The sequence below is a fragment of the Streptomyces sp. NPDC056479 genome (assembly GCF_042795335.1).
Classification (GTDB): domain Bacteria; phylum Actinomycetota; class Actinomycetes; order Streptomycetales; family Streptomycetaceae; genus Streptomyces.
In genome coordinates this window covers 154,102-172,429 of the sequence record NZ_JBHTRZ010000010.1, presented here as the reverse complement: position 1 = coordinate 172,429, position 18,328 = coordinate 154,102, and the positions used below count along the sequence as shown (strand labels likewise).

The following is an 18,328-nucleotide window of genomic DNA, read 5'->3' as shown; positions in this document are numbered from 1 at the left end:
CTGGCGCAACAGTTGCGCAGGAGGCGTCGCTCGGCTGCGCGCCTGCCCTGGTTCTCCGCACACAAACGCACAAGTGGTCCAGGCCACAGAGCCGCCACACGCCGCGACGGGACGGTCACACCGGGGCCGCTGTCAGTGCCGTACGGCATGATGCGTGGCGTGACCGGACGACTGATGCTCCTCGACACCGCCTCGCTCTACTTCCGCGCCTATTTCGGCGTCCCGGACTCCGTGAAGGCCCCGGACGGCACTCCGGTGAACGCCGTGCGCGGGCTGCTCGACTTCATCGACCGCCTGGTCAAGGACCACCGCCCGGACGCGCTGGTGGCCTGCATGGACGCCGACTGGCGCCCCCAGTGGCGGGTCGACCTGATCCCCTCCTACAAGGCGCATCGCGTCGCCGAGGAGCGCGAGCTCGGGCCGGACGAGGAGGAGGTACCGGACACGCTGTCGCCGCAGGTGCCGGTGATCGAGGCCGTCCTGGACGCGCTGGGCATCGCGCGCGTGGGAGTCGCGGGGTACGAGGCGGACGACGTGATCGGCACGTTCACGGCGCGGGCGAAGGGCCCGGTCGACATCGTCACGGGCGATCGCGACCTGTACCAGCTGGTGGACGACGCGCGCGGGGTGCGGGTGCTGTACCCGCTCAAGGGCGTCGGCACCCTCCAGCTGACCGACGAGGCGTGGCTGCGCGAGAAGTACGGCGTCGACGGCAGCGGTTACGTGGATCTGGCACTGCTGCGCGGCGACCCGAGCGACGGCCTGCCGGGCGTGCCGGGGATCGGTGAGAAGACGGCCGCGAAGCTGCTGACCGAGTTCGGCGACCTGGCCGGGATCATGGCGGCGCTCGACGACCCGAAGGCGAAGCTCACGCCCTCGCAGCGCAAGCGGCTGGACGAGTCGCGGCCGTATGTCGCCGTCGCGCCGACGGTGGTCCGGGTCGCGGCCGATGTCCCGCTGCCCGACGTGGACACAGCACTGCCGCGTGCGCCCAGGGATTCGGCGGGACTGGACGAGCTGGCCGCGCGATGGGGGCTGGGCGGGTCGCTGCAGCGACTGCTCGTGACACTGGGGGCGTGAGAGCACCGGGGGCGCGCGGGGCGGCCCGATCGCGTGCATGGGGCTCATGGCGCGGGGAATTCGTTCCCTGTGTAAGCGACATGCGCACCACTTCGTAAACGTTCATAGCGGCATTCATCAGGGGGAGGTGCTAACTTAGGTAAACCTAAGCTTGGAACGAGGGAGGCCAGTGATGGCTCTACGCCCTGCCCGCAAGCCGCGCAAGCCCCACTCCGCGCAGGTCATCCGTACCGAACGGCTGACCCCGCACATGCAGCGTGTGGTGCTGGGTGGTGAGCAGCTCGCCGGGTTCGCGGCGGACACCTGCACGGACCATTACGTGAAGATGCTGTTCTCCCCCGACGGTGTGACCTACCCCGAACCCTTCGACCTGGAACGCATCCGCGAGGAACTGCCCCGTGAGCAGTGGCCGGTGACGCGGACGTACACGGTTCGGGCCTGGGATCCGGAGCACCGTGAGCTGACGCTGGACTTCGTCATCCACGGCGACGAGGGCCTGGCCGGCCCGTGGGCGATGCGCGCCCAGCCGGGCGAGACCGTACGTTTCATGGGCCCCGGCGGCGCCTACGCCCCCGATCCGGACGCCGACTGGCATCTGCTCGTCGGTGACGAGAGCGCCCTGCCCGCCATCGCCCGCTCCCTGGAGTCGCTGCCCGACGGCGCCACGGCGTACGCCTTCGTCGAGGTCGCCGGCCCCGAGGAGGAGCAGAAGATCGACTCCGACGTCGAGGTCACCTGGCTGCACCGCGGCTCCCGCCCCATCGGCGAGGCGCTGGTGGAGGCCGTGCGCGCGCTGGAGTTCCCCGAGGGCCGGGTACACGCGTTCGTGCACGGCGAGGCCCACTTCGTGAAGGAACTGCGCCAACTGCTGCGGGTCGAGCGCGATGTGGCCCGCGAGGACCTGTCGATCTCCGGCTACTGGCGCCTGGGTCACAACGAGGACGGCTGGCAGGCCTCGAAGCGGGACTGGAACGCGCGGATCGAGGCGGAACAGGAGGGGGCGGCGCCGGCGGCGTAGCTCTGCGGGGAAGTCGGAAGGGGCGGCACCTTCGAAGGTGCCGCCCCTTTACTGCCGCCTCTCTGCCGTGTTCTGCCGTGTTCTGCCGTGTTCGGGTATGGCCGTGTACGTGCGTGCCCCGGATGCTCAGACCGACCGCTGGTACGACCGGAACGTCCGGATGAGGGCGAGGGTCACGGTAGCGACGCCCACCCCGGCCCGTTCGAGCACGGCGAGTAGCGCGGGCATCGCGGCGACGCCTTCCACGACCTCGGCCGTGCCGTCGTCGAACCGTGTCTCGCGCAGCGCCACGCGGCCCAGCAGACAGTCGGCGTCCGCATCGACCACCGCCCACTGCGCGGTCCGCTCCTCCTCCCCGTCCTTGTGCCAGGCCTCGATCCAGTCGCCGGCCTCCTCTGCTGAGTCGGCGGCCCGGCGTGTCACCGCTGGAGGACGGGGTCCTGGAGGTCGGCGTGCACGGCGGGGGCGTCCGTGGCCCGCCCACGGCCGCAGTGGCGCCGCTGGTTTGCACGCCGAGGACGCCCGGCCTCAGCCGGGGTCCTCGGTCGTCCGGGCTGTCAGGACGGACCGCGCCGTGCGTTGTGGCGGGCCGTCTTCGTGGTACGTCGCGCCAGTCGCAGATGCAGGCGGCGGGGATGCATCACGGTCGCCAACGTGCTCGGTCGGACATCTGTGCCGGGATCGCACTCCACCTGCCACCGGTTCGCGATGGTGGCGAGCGCCAGTGTCGCCTCGGCCAGCGCGTAGGCATCGCCTATGCACTTACGGGCGCCGGCACCGAAGGTGGCGAACGACCCGCGGGGTAGATCGGCAGTGCGGTCCGGCAACCAACGGTCCGGAGAGAAGTCCGTCGGGTCGGCGTGAACTGACGCCTGACGGTGCACTACCGGGGGGCTGATCACCAGCGTCGTACCCGGCTCCAGCCGCCGACCGGCCAGTTCCACCTGCGATGCGGTAATCCGCGTGTACAACCACGCGGGCGGATACAACCGCAGGGATTCGGTGATCATCCGGTTGGTGAAAGGCAGTTCGGGCAGGTCGCTCCAACCTGCCGGGCGTCCTTCGAGCACGGCGTCGGTCTCCTCGTGGACCTTGCGGGCGGCTTCCGGATGCCTGGACATCAGGTACAGGGTCCAGGTCAGGTTCGCGGCAACGGTTTCGGATCCGCCGAACAGCATGGTGATGACCTGGTCGTGGACCTCGTCGTCGTTCAGGGTCGCTCCGCCGTCCTCGTCGCGGGCGGACATCAGCATCGACAGCAGGTCTCCGTGGTTCTGGCCGCCGCGCCGGTAGTCCGCAATGATGCGGTCCACCCTGCCGTGCAGGTGATCCAGTGCCTGCTGATAGCGACGGTTCGCGGGCAGGGGCAGTCGCTGCCACGCTCTGGGCAGGAACATGCGTTGGAAGAGCCCGCCGAGCGCGGTCTCGAAGGAGCGCTGGATGGTCTCCACGTCGCCGTCGTCGACGTGGGCGGTGAACAGCGTGCGAGTCGCGGTGCGGAGAGCAAAGCCGTACAGCACCGGGAAGGCATCGATGACCTGACCCTCCTGCCAGGACTCGGTCAGCACGGTGCTCTCCTGTTCCATCACGTCCGCGTAGTGCTGAAGCCGTGCCCGGTGGAAAGCGGGCTGGAGCAGTCGGCGCTGCCTGCGGTGGTCTCGGTGCGGGCAGCTGCCCAGTCCGTTCCCGACGATGTCCCGGAGCCGGTCGAAGAGCGGGCCGCCCTTGTCAAAGACGCGGTCCTCCATCAGGACCTGTCGCAGCAGTTCGGGATGGCAGGGTACGTACGCGCGGGTTGGGCCGAGCCGGATCTCGACCAGGTCACCGTAGGCAGGCAGCGAGTCAAGGAACTCAACTGGCCGTCGCATCAGCGGGATCGCGTGCCCGACAAGTGGCAGTGCCCTGGGGGCGGTCCCATTGACGAAGTTGGTGGACATGGGCTGTTCCTCCCCTCCTATGCCCTCTGCGCACTCTTCGGAAGCGCATAGCGGTTGGTATCGAGGCTCCATGCGTAACTGCCGGATATCCAGAGGCACAGGGCCTCGGTGAACCTCGCCACGGCGTCGCGTTCCCGTCCGTTCAGGTCCAGCGGGGCGCACAGCCGGGGTACCTGCTCGTATAAGCTGGTGAAGTCGGCCAGTTGCTGGTCAAATATCCGCACCCCTTCGTCGATCGCCTCGTCGCGGGACAGCTTCTCGTGGTGCTCCAGCAGCAGGACAAGGTTGTGCGTGTCCTGGTGCGACTCCTCCCGCTCCACCCCGTGGACGTCGTTCATCACAGCGATCGCGTCGGATGCCGTGTACCTCATCCGCCTCATCCACGCGCTGTCCTGTACCCGGGCCGGCACCTCGAATCCGCCGACTCGTTCGGCCACGTCGATCAACGGCTCTACCCCCACGCTGATACGACGCAGGGCGCGGTAACTGTCGATGTCGAGGACGATGCCGTTGCGGTGGTTGTGGTCCTCCAGCGGGAAGGTGGCGAAGAACGCTGCCCAGTTCCGAGCTGATCGTGCCTGCCAGTCCGGCGACATGCCCTCGCACAGGTCCCGCCACACACGAAGCCAGACCCGGCCGAACGGGGTACGGCGCAGGGGCCTGCCCCGGACGGGCGCAGCGGGGGCGCGCGTTGCTTGAGCGGGCGACGAGACGGCCGTCACCTCATCGATGATCCTGGCGACCAGGCCCGGTGCCCGCTCTCCCGGCCCTGACAGCTCGTCATCCATCACGAATGCCAGCCCCAGTGTGTCGGCGGCCAGGTCCAGCGCCGTGCCCACCGCGTAGGGATAGGTGAGGATCGCCAACCCTATGTGATCCACCGTTCGAAGGAACGTCCGCAGCGACCCGGGGCCACTCAAGAGACCTTCGTCCCGCATCCACTGGCATCCACGGTCGTGGCAACGTTTTCCGTCCGGGCTGGTGCGGGACGGAAACGGAATCGAGAATTGCGTTTCCTGTGACATGTCTTTCCCCTGGGGCATTGTGGTTGGAAGCTCTCGCCCAGTGGCAAGGCGTAGGGGGAACCGAGGGTCGCACCGATATGTATGGGGCGATCACAGGTGTACTTGGCGGTCCTGTAATGGATGATCGCCGGGACGGGTTCGCTGTCTCTGGTGGGTCGGCCGGTAGCGGCCGCATCACGGTACCGGCCGTAGATCATCTCCTCACCGTGCATGGCATCGAGGACCGGCAGGATGCACGGGCGTTCGCCGCCCGCCAGGCCGTTGGCGTGGACGAGTCGCGCGAAAGCGTGAACAGCCCCAGTACCGTTGACCGGATGGACCTGGCGGGCATCTGCAGTACGGCGAGCTGGTGTCTCTGCGTGGCGGAGCAGATGTCGTCGCCGGGCGTGTGCAACAGGCAGGAAAACGGCGCTTGAGGGCCTTGACGGTCTGCCTGGTTTCATCCACCGACAACAGTGTCTGGGACAGTCGGACAATATTGGAAGGGGCATGGACGACTTCGCGCTGCACCCTGGTATCCGACGGACACATTCCGTCGCAGACCGACAACCTCCGTCGTGCGGCAAACGCATGGACCACCGGAGTGACACCATAGGAAGAGAAGATGACGACCGCGACCTGCGGAACTCCGTCGGTCTCCTCGGCAAAGGCCGTTTCCTTCGCCCTCCCAGTTCGCCCACCATGTGGGTGTTGTGCACGTTCTCGTGCCGGACCTGGACGAGCGACAACACGCGTTTGCCAGGTGGGATCATGCGCCCTCCGTGTGATGGTGTCCGCCAGGCGCCGCAGGTGCGGGGTGTTAGTCGGGGACAGGGACGAGAGTGCCGAGAAGGGCAGGCCGGCGTCGCAGCTCTCAGTGATCATGTCTTCGACGCAGGAACACACAGGTGACGGGACGGTGGCGCGGGTCTGGGCGGCGTCAGCCTCGATGAGGTCCGACCGACCAGGCGGCGCAACGCGTCCGCGTGACGCGGTGGCGGCTTACCGCAGCGCGAGGGCGAGCAGGGCCATGTGTTCGCCCTCGCGAAGATCTTCCAGACGGGACATGCCCGCGACGTGCTGATCGCCAAAAGCGCCGAACGGGCAGCCGTTCATCTGGAACCCTTCGCCCAGGGACAGCGCCTGGGCGGTGAGCGTGTCCACGAGGTCTCGGTCGACACCGACCAAGACTGCGCCGATGTGTAAGGGCTGGCTCCAGCACACCCAGGTTCAGGCTCCGATGCCCGCCCACGGCGCACATCTTGGCCACCAAAAACTCGCGGATCGCGGCTCCCAGCTCGACAGGCCGCTCCGCGCACAATGCCTTCACCGTGGCTGGAGCGCACAACACAGACAGCGCCTGTCCCGCAGTTGGTCTCTGGTCCACAGACATCACCCCACGCGCCCGGCCCACAGGTAGAGCACGCCGCTCCGGGGCCGCTTGTACGACCCGGACGAGTCCTACAACTGTGCCAGCGACAAGCCCATAGGGGGAGGGCGCAAGCATATTCGCGCCGACGTAGACAACCTGCGAAGTGCGCCCCCTGAGATGACCGCAGTCCGTACTCCCGCGCGACGCGCGCATCTCAGTACCTCGCACCCCCGTGCGCCCCGCCGCGATGACACTGCGCCCTGATCTCATCACCGGGACAGCCTCGGCTCAAGCAGCATGCAGTCCTGGTCGGTGTCGTTGGCCTTCCAGCTCTCCGTCGGCCGGCCCACTGACCGCTCGTAGACTCGATCGTGATGAGACGCCACGCTCCACCTCCGCCCTCTCCCCTACCGCAGCGTGACGGGGTGGATCCCGTGCGCTTGCGGTTGCCGACCGGGGGGGCGTGGGCGACCGTGCGGGATCATCTCGTGGCGCGGCTCGCGGCCGGGGCAGGGGTGATCGACGGGATGCTGGACGCGGGGCAGATCGTGGACGCCACCGGGCGTCCGGTGTCCAAGAAGATGCCGTACGTATCCGGCATGTTTGTGTGGTTCCATCGTGAGCTCCCCGACGAGGAGCGAGTGCCGTTCGCGGTAGAGGTCGTGTACCGGGACGAACACGTCGTGGTGGCCGACAAACCACACTTCCTGGCCACCACGCCGCGCGGCAGCCATATCGCCGAGACTGCCCTGGCGCGACTGCGGCGTGAAATGGGCATCCCTACGCTGAGCGCGGCACACCGGCTGGACCGGCTGACGGCAGGGCTGGTGCTGTTGACCGTGCGACCGGAGGAGCGCGGGGCTTACCAGACACTGTTCCGAGACAAGCGGGTGGCGAAGGAGTACGAGGCGGTGGCTCCGTACGACCCCTCAGTGAAGCTGCCGTGCACCGTGCGCAGCCGGATCGTCAAGGAGCGCGGCGTGATGGCGGCCCGCGAGGTCGAGGGCGAGCCCAACGCCGACAGCCAGGTCGATCTGCTGGAGCACCGCAACGGGCGCGGCCGGTACCGGTTGGTACCACGTACCGGGCAGACGCACCAGCTGAGGGTGCACATGAGCGCCCTGGGGCTGCCGATCCTCGGAGACCCCCTCTATCCGGTGGTGGCCGGCCCCGTGGCGGCCGGTGACTTCCGGCGCCCGCTCCAACTGCTGGCACGGGTGCTGGAGTTCACCGATCCGATCACAGGGCGCGAGCACCGGTTCGTCAGCCGACGTGTGCTGGGGGCCTGGTCGTCGTACGACGAGTGGGCCAGGTAGTCCTGGTGCCCGAACGGCTCAGTCGCCGCGCCACCAGCGCAGGGCGCGCCGGAACAGCCCAGGCCGGCGGGCCGGTTCGGGCGTCGGTGTCGAAGACGGCGCGGTGGACGGAGCGGCCGGATCCGGAGCCACCGGCTGCGGAGCCACCGGCTGCGGCTGTGGCGTGCTGAACTGCCAGTTGCTGGGACGCTGTGCCGTCACCGGGTGCGCGGGACGCGCCATCACGTCCTGCTGCGGCTTGGGCGCGAACTTCACCGGCAGTTCGACCAAGTGCCGGTTCGAGATGGAAGCCCGCCAACTCAGCTCGTGTTCCTCGCAGGCGAGTTCGACATCGGGGAGACGGGTCAGCAGCGCGTCGACGCCGACCTCGGCGATGGCGCGGCCGATGTCCTGGCCCGGGCACTCGTGGGGACCGCCGCTGAACGCCAGGTGGGAGCGGTTGCCCTGCATGTTGGCCTTGGTGTCGGGACGGACACGTGGGTCGACGTTTCCCGGCGCTAGCCCCACGAGGAGGCCGTCGCCCTTGCGGATGCGCTGGCCGCCCAGCTCGACCTCCTGCTTGGCAAAGTAGCCCAAGAGGGTGCTGAACGGCGGCTCGTCCCACAGGGACTGCTCGACCGCCTCGGGCACCGTCATCTGGCCGCCGCTGAGCTGCGCCCGGAACCGCGGGTCGGTGAGTACCACTCGCAATACGTTGGCAAGGAGGTTGGCGGTGGCCTCGTACGCGACGATCAGGACGACACGCAGGTGCTGGCCGACCTCCTCGTCGCTGAGCCGCGCCGGATGGTTGATCAGGTGACTGGTGAAGTCGTCCTTGGGTTCCGACCGGCGGCTGGCGGTGAGCCGCATCAGGACGTCCATGATGTAGGCGTTGCTGGCGATGGCCGTCTCGGTGCCCTTGGGCATGTCGCGGGCGGCCTGTACGAGTTGGTCGTTGTACTCGTGGGGCATGCCAAGGATCTCGCACAGCACGATCATCGGCAGGCGCTCGCCGAACTGGCTGACCAGGTCGGCCTCGCCCTCCTCGCAGAACTGGTTGACGAGGTCCTGGGTCGCGCGATTGATGTAGCGGCGGATGCCCCGGTGGTCGATGGTCGACATGGCTCCGGTGACCGCGCCGCGCAGCCGCATGTGCTCGTCGCCCTCGGCGTGACAGCAGATGGGCTGCCAGGCAAGGTGTGGCATGAGCGGATGATCGGGCTTGACGGTGCCGTCCTGCATCGAGGTCCACAACCGGGTGTCACGGGAGAACTGCGAGGGGGTGCGCATCGTGTGCATGTTCTCGGCGTGACCGAGCACCACCCAGATAGGCACGTCCTCGGGCAGCAGCGCAGGAGCCACGGGGCCGTGCTCAGCCCGTAGCTTCTCGTACACGGCTCCCAGGTCCTCCGCCTCAGGACCGTACAGCCGGCGCAGATCGCCGGGGCCGATACCGTGCGCGGGGCAGCCGGGGGGCGGAGTGGCCATGGGCTCGTCCGTACCGGTCGGGGAGAGAGATTCAGGCGTCACGATGGTCGCTCCGAAGCTGAAGTGATTCCGGTGTACAGGAGAGGTGGGTCCCCCGGCGGGCGGCGAAGCCGGGAGCAGGGGGGAGGTCAAGCGCGGGACGGGTTGGGTGGCCGTACGGCTCGACCGGTGCGTGGCTCACGCAGGCGCCTTCGCTGTCGCCAGCGCATGCAGAAGGTGCATCAGGGTCATCAGCACATCCCGGCTGGAAGCCCGGCGGCGGACGTCGCACTCCACGATGGGGATCTCCTCGGGCAGATCGAGCGCCGTGCGGAGTTCGGCAATGGGGTAACTGGGCGCGTCCGGGAAGGTGTTGACGGCGACCACGAAGGGCACGCCCCGCTCCTCCAGTCGTCCCATGACGTCGAAGCTGACCTCGAGGCGCCGGGTGTCGATGAGGACGACCGCGCCCAACGCGCCGTCGAACAACCCGTTCCACAGGAACCAGAAGCGTTCCTGGCCGGGCGTACCGAAGAGATACAGCACCAACTGCTCGGTGATGCTGATGCGGCCGAAGTCCATCGCCACGGTGGTGGCCGTCTTGGTGTCCGAGCCGAAGTTGTCGTCGACGCCGATGCCCGCCTGCGTCATGGTCTCTTCGGTGGTCAGCGGCCTGATCTCGCTGACCGAGCCGACCATGGTCGTCTTGCCGACGCCGAAGCCGCCCACGATCACGATCTTGACCGCGGCCTCGGCCGTGTGCGGCAGCTGGTCCTCGGTCCGTGGGCCGGGGACGGTGTCAGAGCCTTTGAAGTCCATGCATCACCGCTTCGAGGATTGAACGGTCGGCGACGGTCTGGCGCACGATCGGGTTGCGTGCCGTCACCAGTCCGGCCGTCAGCATGTCGGTGAGCAGGACCGTCATCACACTGAACGGCAGGTTGAGATAGGCCGACAGTTCGGCCACGGACAGAGGGGTGGTACACAGCCGGAGCAGCGCCGACTGCTCGGGTGTCGGGGAGGGCGGAGGGTCGGCGCGCGCCACGATTAAGGTGACGAGGTCGAGGTCGCCGTCGCGCTCGCCGCCGTCCGGTCCGGCCACCACGAAGAGCCGCTCGGGGTTCTTCTGCTTCCCCGTCCGGGGAGGCGGTGACGGTGGTTGTTCCTTGGGGAATCGCCGCTGGCGTTGCGGAGGAGTCATACGGTCTGCCCGTTGCGTCGTGGCGGGCTGGTGAGATGGGCGCCGATGCGGGCGACGAGGTCGCACATGCGGTTGCTCATCAGACCGGGTTCGGCGAACGTGTCGGAGAGCACGGCGAGATAGGCGTTCGCGCCCGCGGCCATCAGATAGAAGTAGCCGCCCTTGATCTCGATCAGGACCATCTTCATCGTGCCGTCGCTGTTCGGGATCTCCGTGGCGACGGCGCTCGCCAGGCTCTGCAGACCCGCGCACGCCGCGGCGACGCGGTCGGCGGTGTCCGGGTCACCGCCGTAGCGGGCGATGCGCAGGCCGTCGGCGGAGAGCACCACGATCATCTCGATGCCCGGTACGCCGTCGTGGAGCTCCTTGAGCATCCAGTCGAAGTTGGCGCGCTGCTGGATCACTTGGTGTCCCCCTCGTCTTCGGCCTCGGGGCGGGCCGGTTGAGTACGCGGCTGGAGTGTGTAGGGGTCCGGCTTGTCCTTGAGTCCGTTCCAGAACGCCTCGACCCACGCTCCGGGGGCGGGCTCGTCGACCTTCTCCGGCTCGGGCTCGGGCTCGGTCTTGTGCGTCGACCAGACGGTCGGCCGGCCCTCCCGCTCGGCCTGCTCGATGGCCGCCTGCTCGGCGATTCGCTTGCTGAGCGGGGTCTTGACCCGGCTGCGGCGCTGCGGCAGCCCGCCCGCGGTCCACTCGGTGACCACGGGGACGTCGTCCTCCATGGCGGCCGTGGCGGCGATCTTCGGGCTGGTCGGACGCCGCTTCTTGGGGGCCCGCTTGGGGCCTTCGAGTGCGTCGGGGTCGGCCTTGGGCGCCACTGCGGCACCGATGCCGTGGGCGAGTCCGGGCGCGGGGTCGTTGGTCATCATCTCGCGCGGCACCACGAGCACGGCGCGCACACCGCCGTACGCCGAGGAGCGCAGCGAGACCTGCATGTTGAACGCCGTGCACAGACGGCCGACGACGGCCAGGCCCAGGCGCGGGGACTCGCCGAGATCCTGTAGGTCGGTGCCCTGCTTGGCGCGTTCGAGCATGCCCTCGACCCTGGCGCGTGCCTCCTCGCTGAGGCTGACACCGGAGTCCTCGATCTCGACCGCGATTCCGGTCTGCACCTCGGTGGCGGTGACGTGCACCTTGGTCTGCGGCGGCGAGTAGCGCGTGGCGTTGTCGAGGAGCTCGGCGGCGGCGTGGATGATCGGCTCGACCGAGATGCCGGCGATGTTGACCTGGGCGATGGAGTCCAGGCTGATGCGGCGGTACTCCAGGATCCGGGACATGGCGCCGCGCAACACGCTGTACAGCGGGACGGGTTCGGGCCACTGGCGTCCGGGGCGGCCGCCGCCGAGCACGGAGATGGAGTCGGCGAGGCGGCCGATCAGCATGGTGCCGTGGTCGATGCGCAGCAGGTCGTCGAAGACCTCGGGGTTACGACCGTGGTCCTCCTCCATCTCCCGCAGTTCCACGGCCTGTTGGTGGACGATGGCCTGGACGCGGCGGGCGATGTTGACGAACGAGCGCTGGGCGGAGTCGCGGAGGGCTTCCTCGTGGTCGACGATGTCGAGCATCGACTGCACCAGCGCGGTTTCGGCCCGGGAGAGATGGGCGTAGGACGGGTCGATCTCGGCGAGGTCGCGCATCACCTCATAGGGCGAATTGCCGCACTGCAGCCGGTAGATCGCGGCGGGCGTGATCTCCGTGGCGAGGCGGGCCATCTCCCCGTCATGGGCGGCGATGCGCCCTTCCAGATACGCGGTGTGACGGGCGTGCTCGGCCCGCAGGTCCCGCAGAGTGCGGCCGCGGCGCACCGCTTCGGCCGCGGCGGCCAGTACGAGCAGGATGGCCACGGCACCGCACACGCCGACGGCCGTCCGGGCTGGCTCCGCCACCACGGCGACGGCGGCTCCGGTCGCCGCGGCCATCACTATGGCCGGCAGCAACAGCACGCGGGCGTACGGCAGTTCACGGCGACGGGTCGGGGATTGAACGCTCACCATGTGGGCCCTCTGAAACTAATCGGGTGGGTGTTGGGGGAGCTTGCAGCGGGGTACGTCATGGGTATGTCGGGATCTTCTGCTTGTTTGGGAACAAGCGCACGAATACGCCTCAACTCGGTGCGCTGCGGGCGAGCTTAGTCCGACCGGATCATCGCCGTGTCATATTCAGCAAGCACCTGAAACGGGCTGCTTGGCAGGAGTACGCTCGGGCGCATTTATACGCTCAGATCACGTTCGAACACGGTGCGTAGCGGCGAACGGGCGTTCGATGGATACTCACCGTGACGGGTGAAGATCGGGTTCCGCACCCCGTTCCGGACGGGGAAGTCCGGCCGCCGAGGGTGGGCAGAGAGGCGCGCCGCGGGGAGCGCGGGAACACGCGAGAGCGCGTGGAAAGAGGCGGGGCAAAAACAAAGGCAAGGAGGTCAACCACTCCTTGCCACTCTCAACTTATAGCGCACTGGGGGGCTTGCGGCAAGGCCCCCCTCCTGCCGCAGAATCTCCGGCCTAGGCCGAAGACCTGCGAAAACGGGAGTCGTAGAAGCGCGTGTGCTGTTGATGTCGTACGGATCGACCGGACTCGAAACCACCCCCGCCCCCCGAGACCCGCAAGCGGGCCACCGCCGTGGCACCTCACCGCACCCCGTGGTCGTACCCGACCGATTTTCGGAGCCATACGTGAAGTCCTTCACCACCAGCGTGAACCCTCTCACCACCAGCGCGAACCCGCTCACCACTGGCGTGAACCCCCTCCCCGCCAGCGTGTTCAACCTCCCCGCCCGCCTCTCCCCCAAGGCCGACCCAACCCTGATCGCCGCCGACGAGCAGCACTTCACTGCCATCGCCGAGTGCCTCGACCAGTCGATCGCCGAGCTGTCCGACCGCCTCACGACCGTGCGCAAGGCGCCCGGCGGGATGGGCCGGGAGGCGATGGACCGGGACATGGAGATCCATCAGCTGACGGCCCGCCTGCGTACCCTGCGCCGCTTCGGACTGGACCTGTGCCTCGGCCGCATGGTCGGCACGGACAGCCCGGAGCCGGTGTACGTCGGACGGCTCGGCCTGACCGACAGCACGGGCCGTCGGCTGTTGGTCGACTGGCGCTCCCCCGCCGCCGAGCCGTTCTTCGGGGCCACGCACGCCAACCCGATGGGCCTGGCCAGCCGCCGCAGGTATCGCTGGACCCGGGCTCTGATCAGCGACTACTGGGACGAGGTGTTCACCCCGGACGGGTTCGCCGGGCACGCGGCGCTCGACGACCAGTCCGCGTTCATCGCCAGCCTCGGCAGCAATCGCTCGCCCCGGATGCGGGATGTCCTCGGCACCATCCAGGCCGACCAGGACGCCGTCATCCGCGCCGGTTCCCGGGGTGCCCTCGTCGTCGACGGCGGTCCGGGCACGGGCAAGACCGTCGTCGCCCTGCACCGGTCCGCCTACCTGCTCCACTCCGACCCCCGCGTCGACCACCGCCGCGGCGGCGTGCTGTTCGTCGGCCCGCACCGGCCGTACCTGGCGTACGTCTCCGACGTCCTCCCCAGCCTCGGCGAGGAGGGCGTGCAGACCTGCGTCCTGCGCGACCTGGTCCCCGAGGGAGCCACGGCGACGGTCGAGGCGGACCCGGTGGTGGCCCGTCTGAAGGCGTCCGGGGACCTGGTGGGGGCGATCGAGAAGGCCGTCCGGTTCTACGAGGAGCCACCCGCCGAAGGCATGACGGTCTCGACCCACTGGTCCGACATATGGCTGAGCGCCGAGGACTGGACGGTGGCGTTCGAGGCGGCCGAGCCCGGTACGCCGCACAACGAGGCGCGCGACCAGGTCTGGGAAGAGCTGCTCACGATGCTGGTGGACCGGCACGGGGAGGACGCCTCGGGTGACGACGGCGAGGTCTCGGCGGAGCTGGTCCGCAGGTCGCTGGGGCAGAACAGGGAGCTGCTGGCCGCCTTCAACCGCGCATGGCCTGTCCTTGAGGCGACCGACCTCGTCTCCGACCTGTGGTCCGTCCCCGCGTACCTGCGGATGTGCGCTCCCTGGCTCGGCCGCGAGGAGGTTCAGCGGCTACAGCGCGCGGACGCCCAGGCCTGGACGGTGTCCGACCTGCCGCTCCTGGACGCGGCACGGCAGCGGCTCGGCGACCCGGAGGCGGCCCGGCGCAGGCGCCGGCAGGAGGGCATCCTCGCCGCCCAGCGCGAGCGAATGACGCAGGTCGTCGACAACCTGATCGAGGCCGCGTCCGAGTCCGGCGCCGACATGGACGAGGGCATGGGCCTGGTGACGATGCTGCGGGGCCAGGATGCCCAGGTCAGCCTGGTCGACGAGGCCGAACTGGCCGTCGCCGCCCCCGACCGGCTCGCGGGCCCCTTCGCGCACATCGTCGTCGACGAGGCGCAGGAACTCACCGACGCCGAGTGGCAGATGCTGCTGCTGCGCTGCCCGTCCCGCAGCTTCACCATCGTCGGGGACCGCGCCCAGGCCCGGCACGGATTCACGGAGTCCTGGCGGGAACGGCTCGAACGGGTCGGGTTCGACCGGATCGAACTGGCCTCCCTGAACATCAACTACCGGACACCGCAGGAGATCATGACGCAGGCCGAGCCGGTCATCCGGGCGGCGCTCCCGGACGCCAACGTCCCGACATCCATCCGCAGCGGCGGCGTCCCCGTCGTACACGGATCCGTCCCGGACCTGGACTCGATCCTCGACACCTGGCTGGCCGCACACGCCGAGGGAACCGCCTGCGTCATCGGCGACCCCACGTTCCGCCCGACGGACCGGGTCCGGTCACTGACTCCGGAGCTGTCGAAGGGCCTGGAGTTCGACCTGGTCGTCCTGGTCGAACCACAGGACTTCGGCGCGGATATCGAGGGAGCGGTGGACCGCTATGTGGCGATGACCCGAGCAACCCGGCAACTGGTCATCCTCGGGTGAGGACACGGACACGCCCCAGGGGCGCGGGGAGCAGCGTGACAAGCCACGACGAACCCCGCACCCACCAAGGCACCATTACCCCACCGACGAGTAGGCGACCACTCCCCGGAGCAGCCCCTCGACGGCCTTCCGCGCGTTCTTGGCCACGGTCGAGCCCTCCACAGGAGAAGCCGCGGCGATCTGCCCCAGCACATCGATCACCTGCTTGCACCACCGCACAAAGTCCCCGGCCGGCATCTCCGCCTCCCGAAGCACCTCGTCCAGCCCCTTGCCGCTGGCCCACATGTAGGCGGCCCAGGCGAAGCCGAGGTCGGGTTCGCGCTGGCCGACCCCTTCGGTCTGGTTGATCCGGAAGTCCTCCTCCAGGGCGTCCAGTCGGCCCCAGATCCGGACCGTCTCACCGAGCGCGGCCTTGGCCTTGCCCGACGGCAGCTTCGGGGCCATCGCGTCGTCCCCGACCCTGGCCTCGTACACCAACGCCGAGACGCAGGCCGCCAGTTCGGCCGGGTCGAGGCCCTCCCACACCCCTTCGCGCAGGCACTCGCTGGCCAGCAGATCGAGTTCGCCGTACAGCCGCGCGAGCCGCTTGCCGTGCTCGGTGACCTCGTCGCCGCGCAGATAGTCCAGTTCGGTCAGCAGCGCGACGATGCGGTCGAAGGTGCGCGCGATGGTGTTCGTGCGTCCTTCGATCCGGCGCTCCAGCTGTGAGGTGTCCCGGATCAGCCGGTGGTAGCGCTCGGCCCAACGGGCGTGGTCCTCGCGGTCGTTGCAGCCGTGGCAGGGGTGGGCGCGGATCGCTGTGCGCAGCCGGGCGATCTCGCGGTCGTCGGCCGCCTCGGAGCGGCGCCTGCGATGCCGCTCGGGCGCGATGTGCCCGGCCTTGGTGCGCAGCGCGGACGCCAGGTCCCGACGGGACTGCGGGGAGCGCGGGTTGAAGGACTTCGGGATCCGCATCCGCTCCAGCGCCTCGACGGGCACCGGGAAGTCCATCGACGCGAGCCGCTTGACCTGCCGCTCGGCGGTCAGGACCAGTGGGCGCGGTCCGTCGTGGTGCTCGAAGCCGCGGTGCCCGTTGGACCGCCCGGCCGGCAGCCCCGGGTCCAGCACCAGTGCCAGACCGGCGTACTTGCCCGTCGGCACATGGATGACGTCACCGGGCTTGAGCTTCTCCAGCGCGGTCGCGGCCTCGGCGCGCCGCTCCACCGCGCCCTCCCGGGCCAACTCGTTCTCGCGGTCCTTGAGTTCGCGGCGCAGCCGCGCGTACTCCTCGAAGTCCCCGAGGTGGCAGGTCATGGACTCCTTGTAACCCGCCAGCCCCTCCTCGTTGCGCTGCACCTGACGCGAGATCCCGACGACCGACTTGTCGGCCTGGAACTGCGCGAAGGACGTCTCCAGCAGCTCGCGTGAGCGGTGCCGGCCGAACTGCTCGACGAGGTTGACCGCCATGTTGTACGACGGCTTGAAGCTGGACCGCAGCGGATAGGTGCGCGTGCCGGCCAGTCCCGCGAGGTGCTCGGGACTGAACCCGCGCTGCCACAGCACCACGGCGTGTCCCTCGACGTCGATGCCGCGGCGGCCCGCACGACCCGTCAGCTGGGTGTACTCGCCGGGTGTGATGTCGGCGTGCTGCTCGCCGTTCCACTTGACGAGCTTCTCCAACACCACCGAGCGTGCGGGCATGTTGATGCCGAGGGCGAGGGTCTCGGTGGCGAACACGGCCTTCACCAGGCCGCGCACGAACAGCTCCTCGACGACCTCCTTGAAGGTCGGCAGCATGCCCGCGTGGTGGGCGGCTATGCCGCGCTCCAGGCCCTCCAGCCACTCGTAGTACCCGAGGACGTGCAGATCCTCGGTCGGGATGGAGGTGGTGCGCTCCTCGACGATGGCGCGCACCTTCTCCCGCGCCTCATCGTCGTTCAGCCGCAGGCCCGCGTGCAGGCACTGCTGGACGGCGGCCTCGCAGGCGGCGCGGCTGAAGATGAAGGTGATGGCGGGCAGCAGCCCCTCGGAGTCGAGGCGCTCGATGACTTCGGGCCGCCCAGGCGTCCACACCCGGGAGCGCTGTCTGCGCTCGCGCTCCCGGTCGGCCTCGCGCATGGCGCGGCCGCGTCTGCGGTCCTGGTACGACGGCCGGGTGGCCTCCATGCGGGCCAGCCTCGTGAGGTCGGGGTTGACGGCCTTCTTGTGGCCCTCGCCCTCCTCGAACAGGTCGTACATCCGGCGCCCGGCGAGTACGTGCTGGAACAGCGGCACGGGCCGGTGCTCGGAGACGATCACCTCGGTGTCGCCGCGGACGGTGTCGAGCCAGTCGCCGAACTCCTCGGCGTTGGACACGGTCGCCGACAGCGAGACGAGGGTGACCGACTCGGGGAGGTGGATGATCACCTCTTCCCATACGGCGCCGCGGAAGCGGTCGGAGAGATAGTGCACCTCGTCCATGACGACGTAGCCGAGGCCGAGGAGGGTCTGTGATCCGGCGTACAGCATGTTCCGCAGCACCTCTGTGGTCATCACGACCACCGGGGCGTCGGGGTTGACGCTGTTGTCGCCTGTGAGCAGACCGACCATGCCGTTGCCGTAACGGCGGCACAGGTCGGCGTACTTCTGGTTCGACAGCGCCTTGATGGGCGTGGTGTAGAAGCACTTCTTGCCCTGCATCAGGGCGAGGTGGACGGCGAACTCGCCGACGATCGTCTTGCCCGAGCCGGTGGGCGCGGCCACCAGCACGCCCTTGCCCGTCTCGAGCGCCTGGCATGCCTCGATCTGGAAGGGGTCGAGGCCGAAGTCGTACATCTCGCGGAAGGAGGCGAGCGCGGTGGCCTGCTCCGCAGCGCGCATGCGTGCCGCCGCGTACCGCTCGGCCGGTGAGAGGTCCTCTGTCATCGTGCTTTCGAGCGTACCGGGCCCCACTGACAACAGGACGATCATTATCCGGATCGGCACTCCGCAAACCCGGGATCCGCGCAGCTCACGACCGCTCGACGCGAACGGCCGGGTGCGCCCCGCGGGCGCCCCGGCCGTGGCTTCCTGAGATCC

General features: G+C 69.0%; 15 protein-coding genes. 5 read left to right on the top strand and 10 right to left on the bottom strand.

Annotated elements, in window-relative coordinates; genetic code table 11:
• The first annotated feature begins 150 nt into the window (after nt 1-150).
• Nucleotides 151-1,080 (top strand): 5'-3' exonuclease H3TH domain-containing protein, encoded by a 930-nt coding sequence (locus ACFQ6S_RS34470; protein ID WP_383418554.1) that lies wholly within the window; start codon nt 151-153, stop codon nt 1,078-1,080.
• A 172-nt stretch (nt 1,081-1,252) separates the two neighbouring features.
• A complete protein-coding gene (locus ACFQ6S_RS34465) occupies nt 1,253-2,098 on the top strand; it encodes a siderophore-interacting protein (RefSeq protein ID WP_383418552.1) in 846 nt (281 codons plus the stop codon).
• A gap of 126 nt (nt 2,099-2,224) precedes the next feature.
• On the opposite strand, the gene ACFQ6S_RS34460 is transcribed toward ACFQ6S_RS34465, so the two are convergent.
• The 3 genes from ACFQ6S_RS34460 to ACFQ6S_RS34450 form a co-directional block, all read right to left on the bottom strand.
• Nucleotides 2,225-2,521, bottom strand: coding sequence for a hypothetical protein (locus ACFQ6S_RS34460; protein WP_383418551.1), 297 nt, complete (start codon nt 2,519-2,521; stop codon nt 2,225-2,227).
• Between the two features lie 134 nt (nt 2,522-2,655).
• Nucleotides 2,656-4,035: a cytochrome P450 gene (locus ACFQ6S_RS34455; RefSeq protein WP_383419017.1), complete on the bottom strand. Its 1,380-nt coding sequence runs from the start codon at nt 4,033-4,035 to the stop codon at nt 2,656-2,658.
• Between the two features lie 17 nt (nt 4,036-4,052).
• The gene (locus tag ACFQ6S_RS34450; RefSeq protein WP_383418550.1) at nt 4,053-5,060 is read right to left on the bottom strand and encodes a hypothetical protein; all 1,008 of its coding nucleotides are present in this window, start codon (nt 5,058-5,060) and stop codon (nt 4,053-4,055) included.
• A 206-nt stretch (nt 5,061-5,266) separates the two neighbouring features.
• Here ACFQ6S_RS34450 and ACFQ6S_RS34445 point away from each other — a divergent pair, with 206 nt between their 5' ends.
• Nucleotides 5,267-5,476, top strand: a complete 210-nt coding sequence (locus tag ACFQ6S_RS34445; RefSeq protein ID WP_383418548.1) for a hypothetical protein — start codon at nt 5,267-5,269, stop codon at nt 5,474-5,476.
• A gap of 565 nt (nt 5,477-6,041) precedes the next feature.
• Here ACFQ6S_RS34445 and ACFQ6S_RS34440 read toward each other — a convergent pair.
• Nucleotides 6,042-6,203 carry a hypothetical protein gene (locus ACFQ6S_RS34440; protein WP_383418547.1) on the bottom strand — a complete coding sequence of 54 codons (162 nt, stop codon included), beginning with the start codon at nt 6,201-6,203 and terminating at the stop codon, nt 6,042-6,044.
• A gap of 582 nt (nt 6,204-6,785) precedes the next feature.
• Here ACFQ6S_RS34440 and ACFQ6S_RS34435 point away from each other — a divergent pair.
• Nucleotides 6,786-7,727: an RluA family pseudouridine synthase gene (locus ACFQ6S_RS34435; protein ID WP_383418546.1), complete on the top strand. Its 942-nt coding sequence runs from the start codon at nt 6,786-6,788 to the stop codon at nt 7,725-7,727.
• Nucleotides 7,728-7,745: 18 nt separating this feature from the next.
• On the opposite strand, the gene ACFQ6S_RS34430 is transcribed toward ACFQ6S_RS34435, so the two are convergent.
• The 5 genes from ACFQ6S_RS34430 to ACFQ6S_RS34410 form a co-directional block, all read right to left on the bottom strand.
• Entirely contained in the window at nt 7,746-9,236 is a 1,491-nt protein-coding gene (locus ACFQ6S_RS34430; protein ID WP_383418544.1) for a cytochrome P450, read from the bottom strand.
• A 135-nt stretch (nt 9,237-9,371) separates the two neighbouring features.
• The gene (locus ACFQ6S_RS34425; protein ID WP_383418542.1) at nt 9,372-9,992 is read right to left on the bottom strand and encodes an ATP/GTP-binding protein; all 621 of its coding nucleotides are present in this window, start codon (nt 9,990-9,992) and stop codon (nt 9,372-9,374) included.
• Nucleotides 9,973-10,374, bottom strand: a complete 402-nt coding sequence (locus ACFQ6S_RS34420) for a DUF742 domain-containing protein (protein WP_383418540.1) — start codon at nt 10,372-10,374, stop codon at nt 9,973-9,975. The genes ACFQ6S_RS34425 and ACFQ6S_RS34420 overlap by 20 nt, the downstream gene beginning before the upstream one ends.
• A complete protein-coding gene (locus ACFQ6S_RS34415; protein ID WP_383418538.1) occupies nt 10,371-10,778 on the bottom strand; it encodes a roadblock/LC7 domain-containing protein in 408 nt (135 codons plus the stop codon). The genes ACFQ6S_RS34420 and ACFQ6S_RS34415 overlap by 4 nt, the downstream gene beginning before the upstream one ends.
• On the bottom strand, nt 10,775-12,367 hold the full coding sequence (locus ACFQ6S_RS34410; RefSeq protein WP_383418536.1) for a sensor histidine kinase: 1,593 nt from the start codon (nt 12,365-12,367) through the stop codon (nt 10,775-10,777). The genes ACFQ6S_RS34415 and ACFQ6S_RS34410 overlap by 4 nt, the downstream gene beginning before the upstream one ends.
• Nucleotides 12,368-13,108: 741 nt before the next feature.
• Between ACFQ6S_RS34410 and helR the strand changes: the two genes are divergently transcribed.
• Nucleotides 13,109-15,292, top strand: a complete 2,184-nt coding sequence (helR, locus tag ACFQ6S_RS34405; protein ID WP_383419015.1) for an RNA polymerase recycling motor ATPase HelR — start codon at nt 13,109-13,111, stop codon at nt 15,290-15,292.
• Between the two features lie 75 nt (nt 15,293-15,367).
• On the opposite strand, the gene ACFQ6S_RS34400 is transcribed toward helR, so the two are convergent.
• A complete protein-coding gene (locus ACFQ6S_RS34400) occupies nt 15,368-18,220 on the bottom strand; it encodes a DEAD/DEAH box helicase (protein WP_383419013.1) in 2,853 nt (950 codons plus the stop codon).
• Nucleotides 18,221-18,328 lie beyond the last annotated feature (108 nt).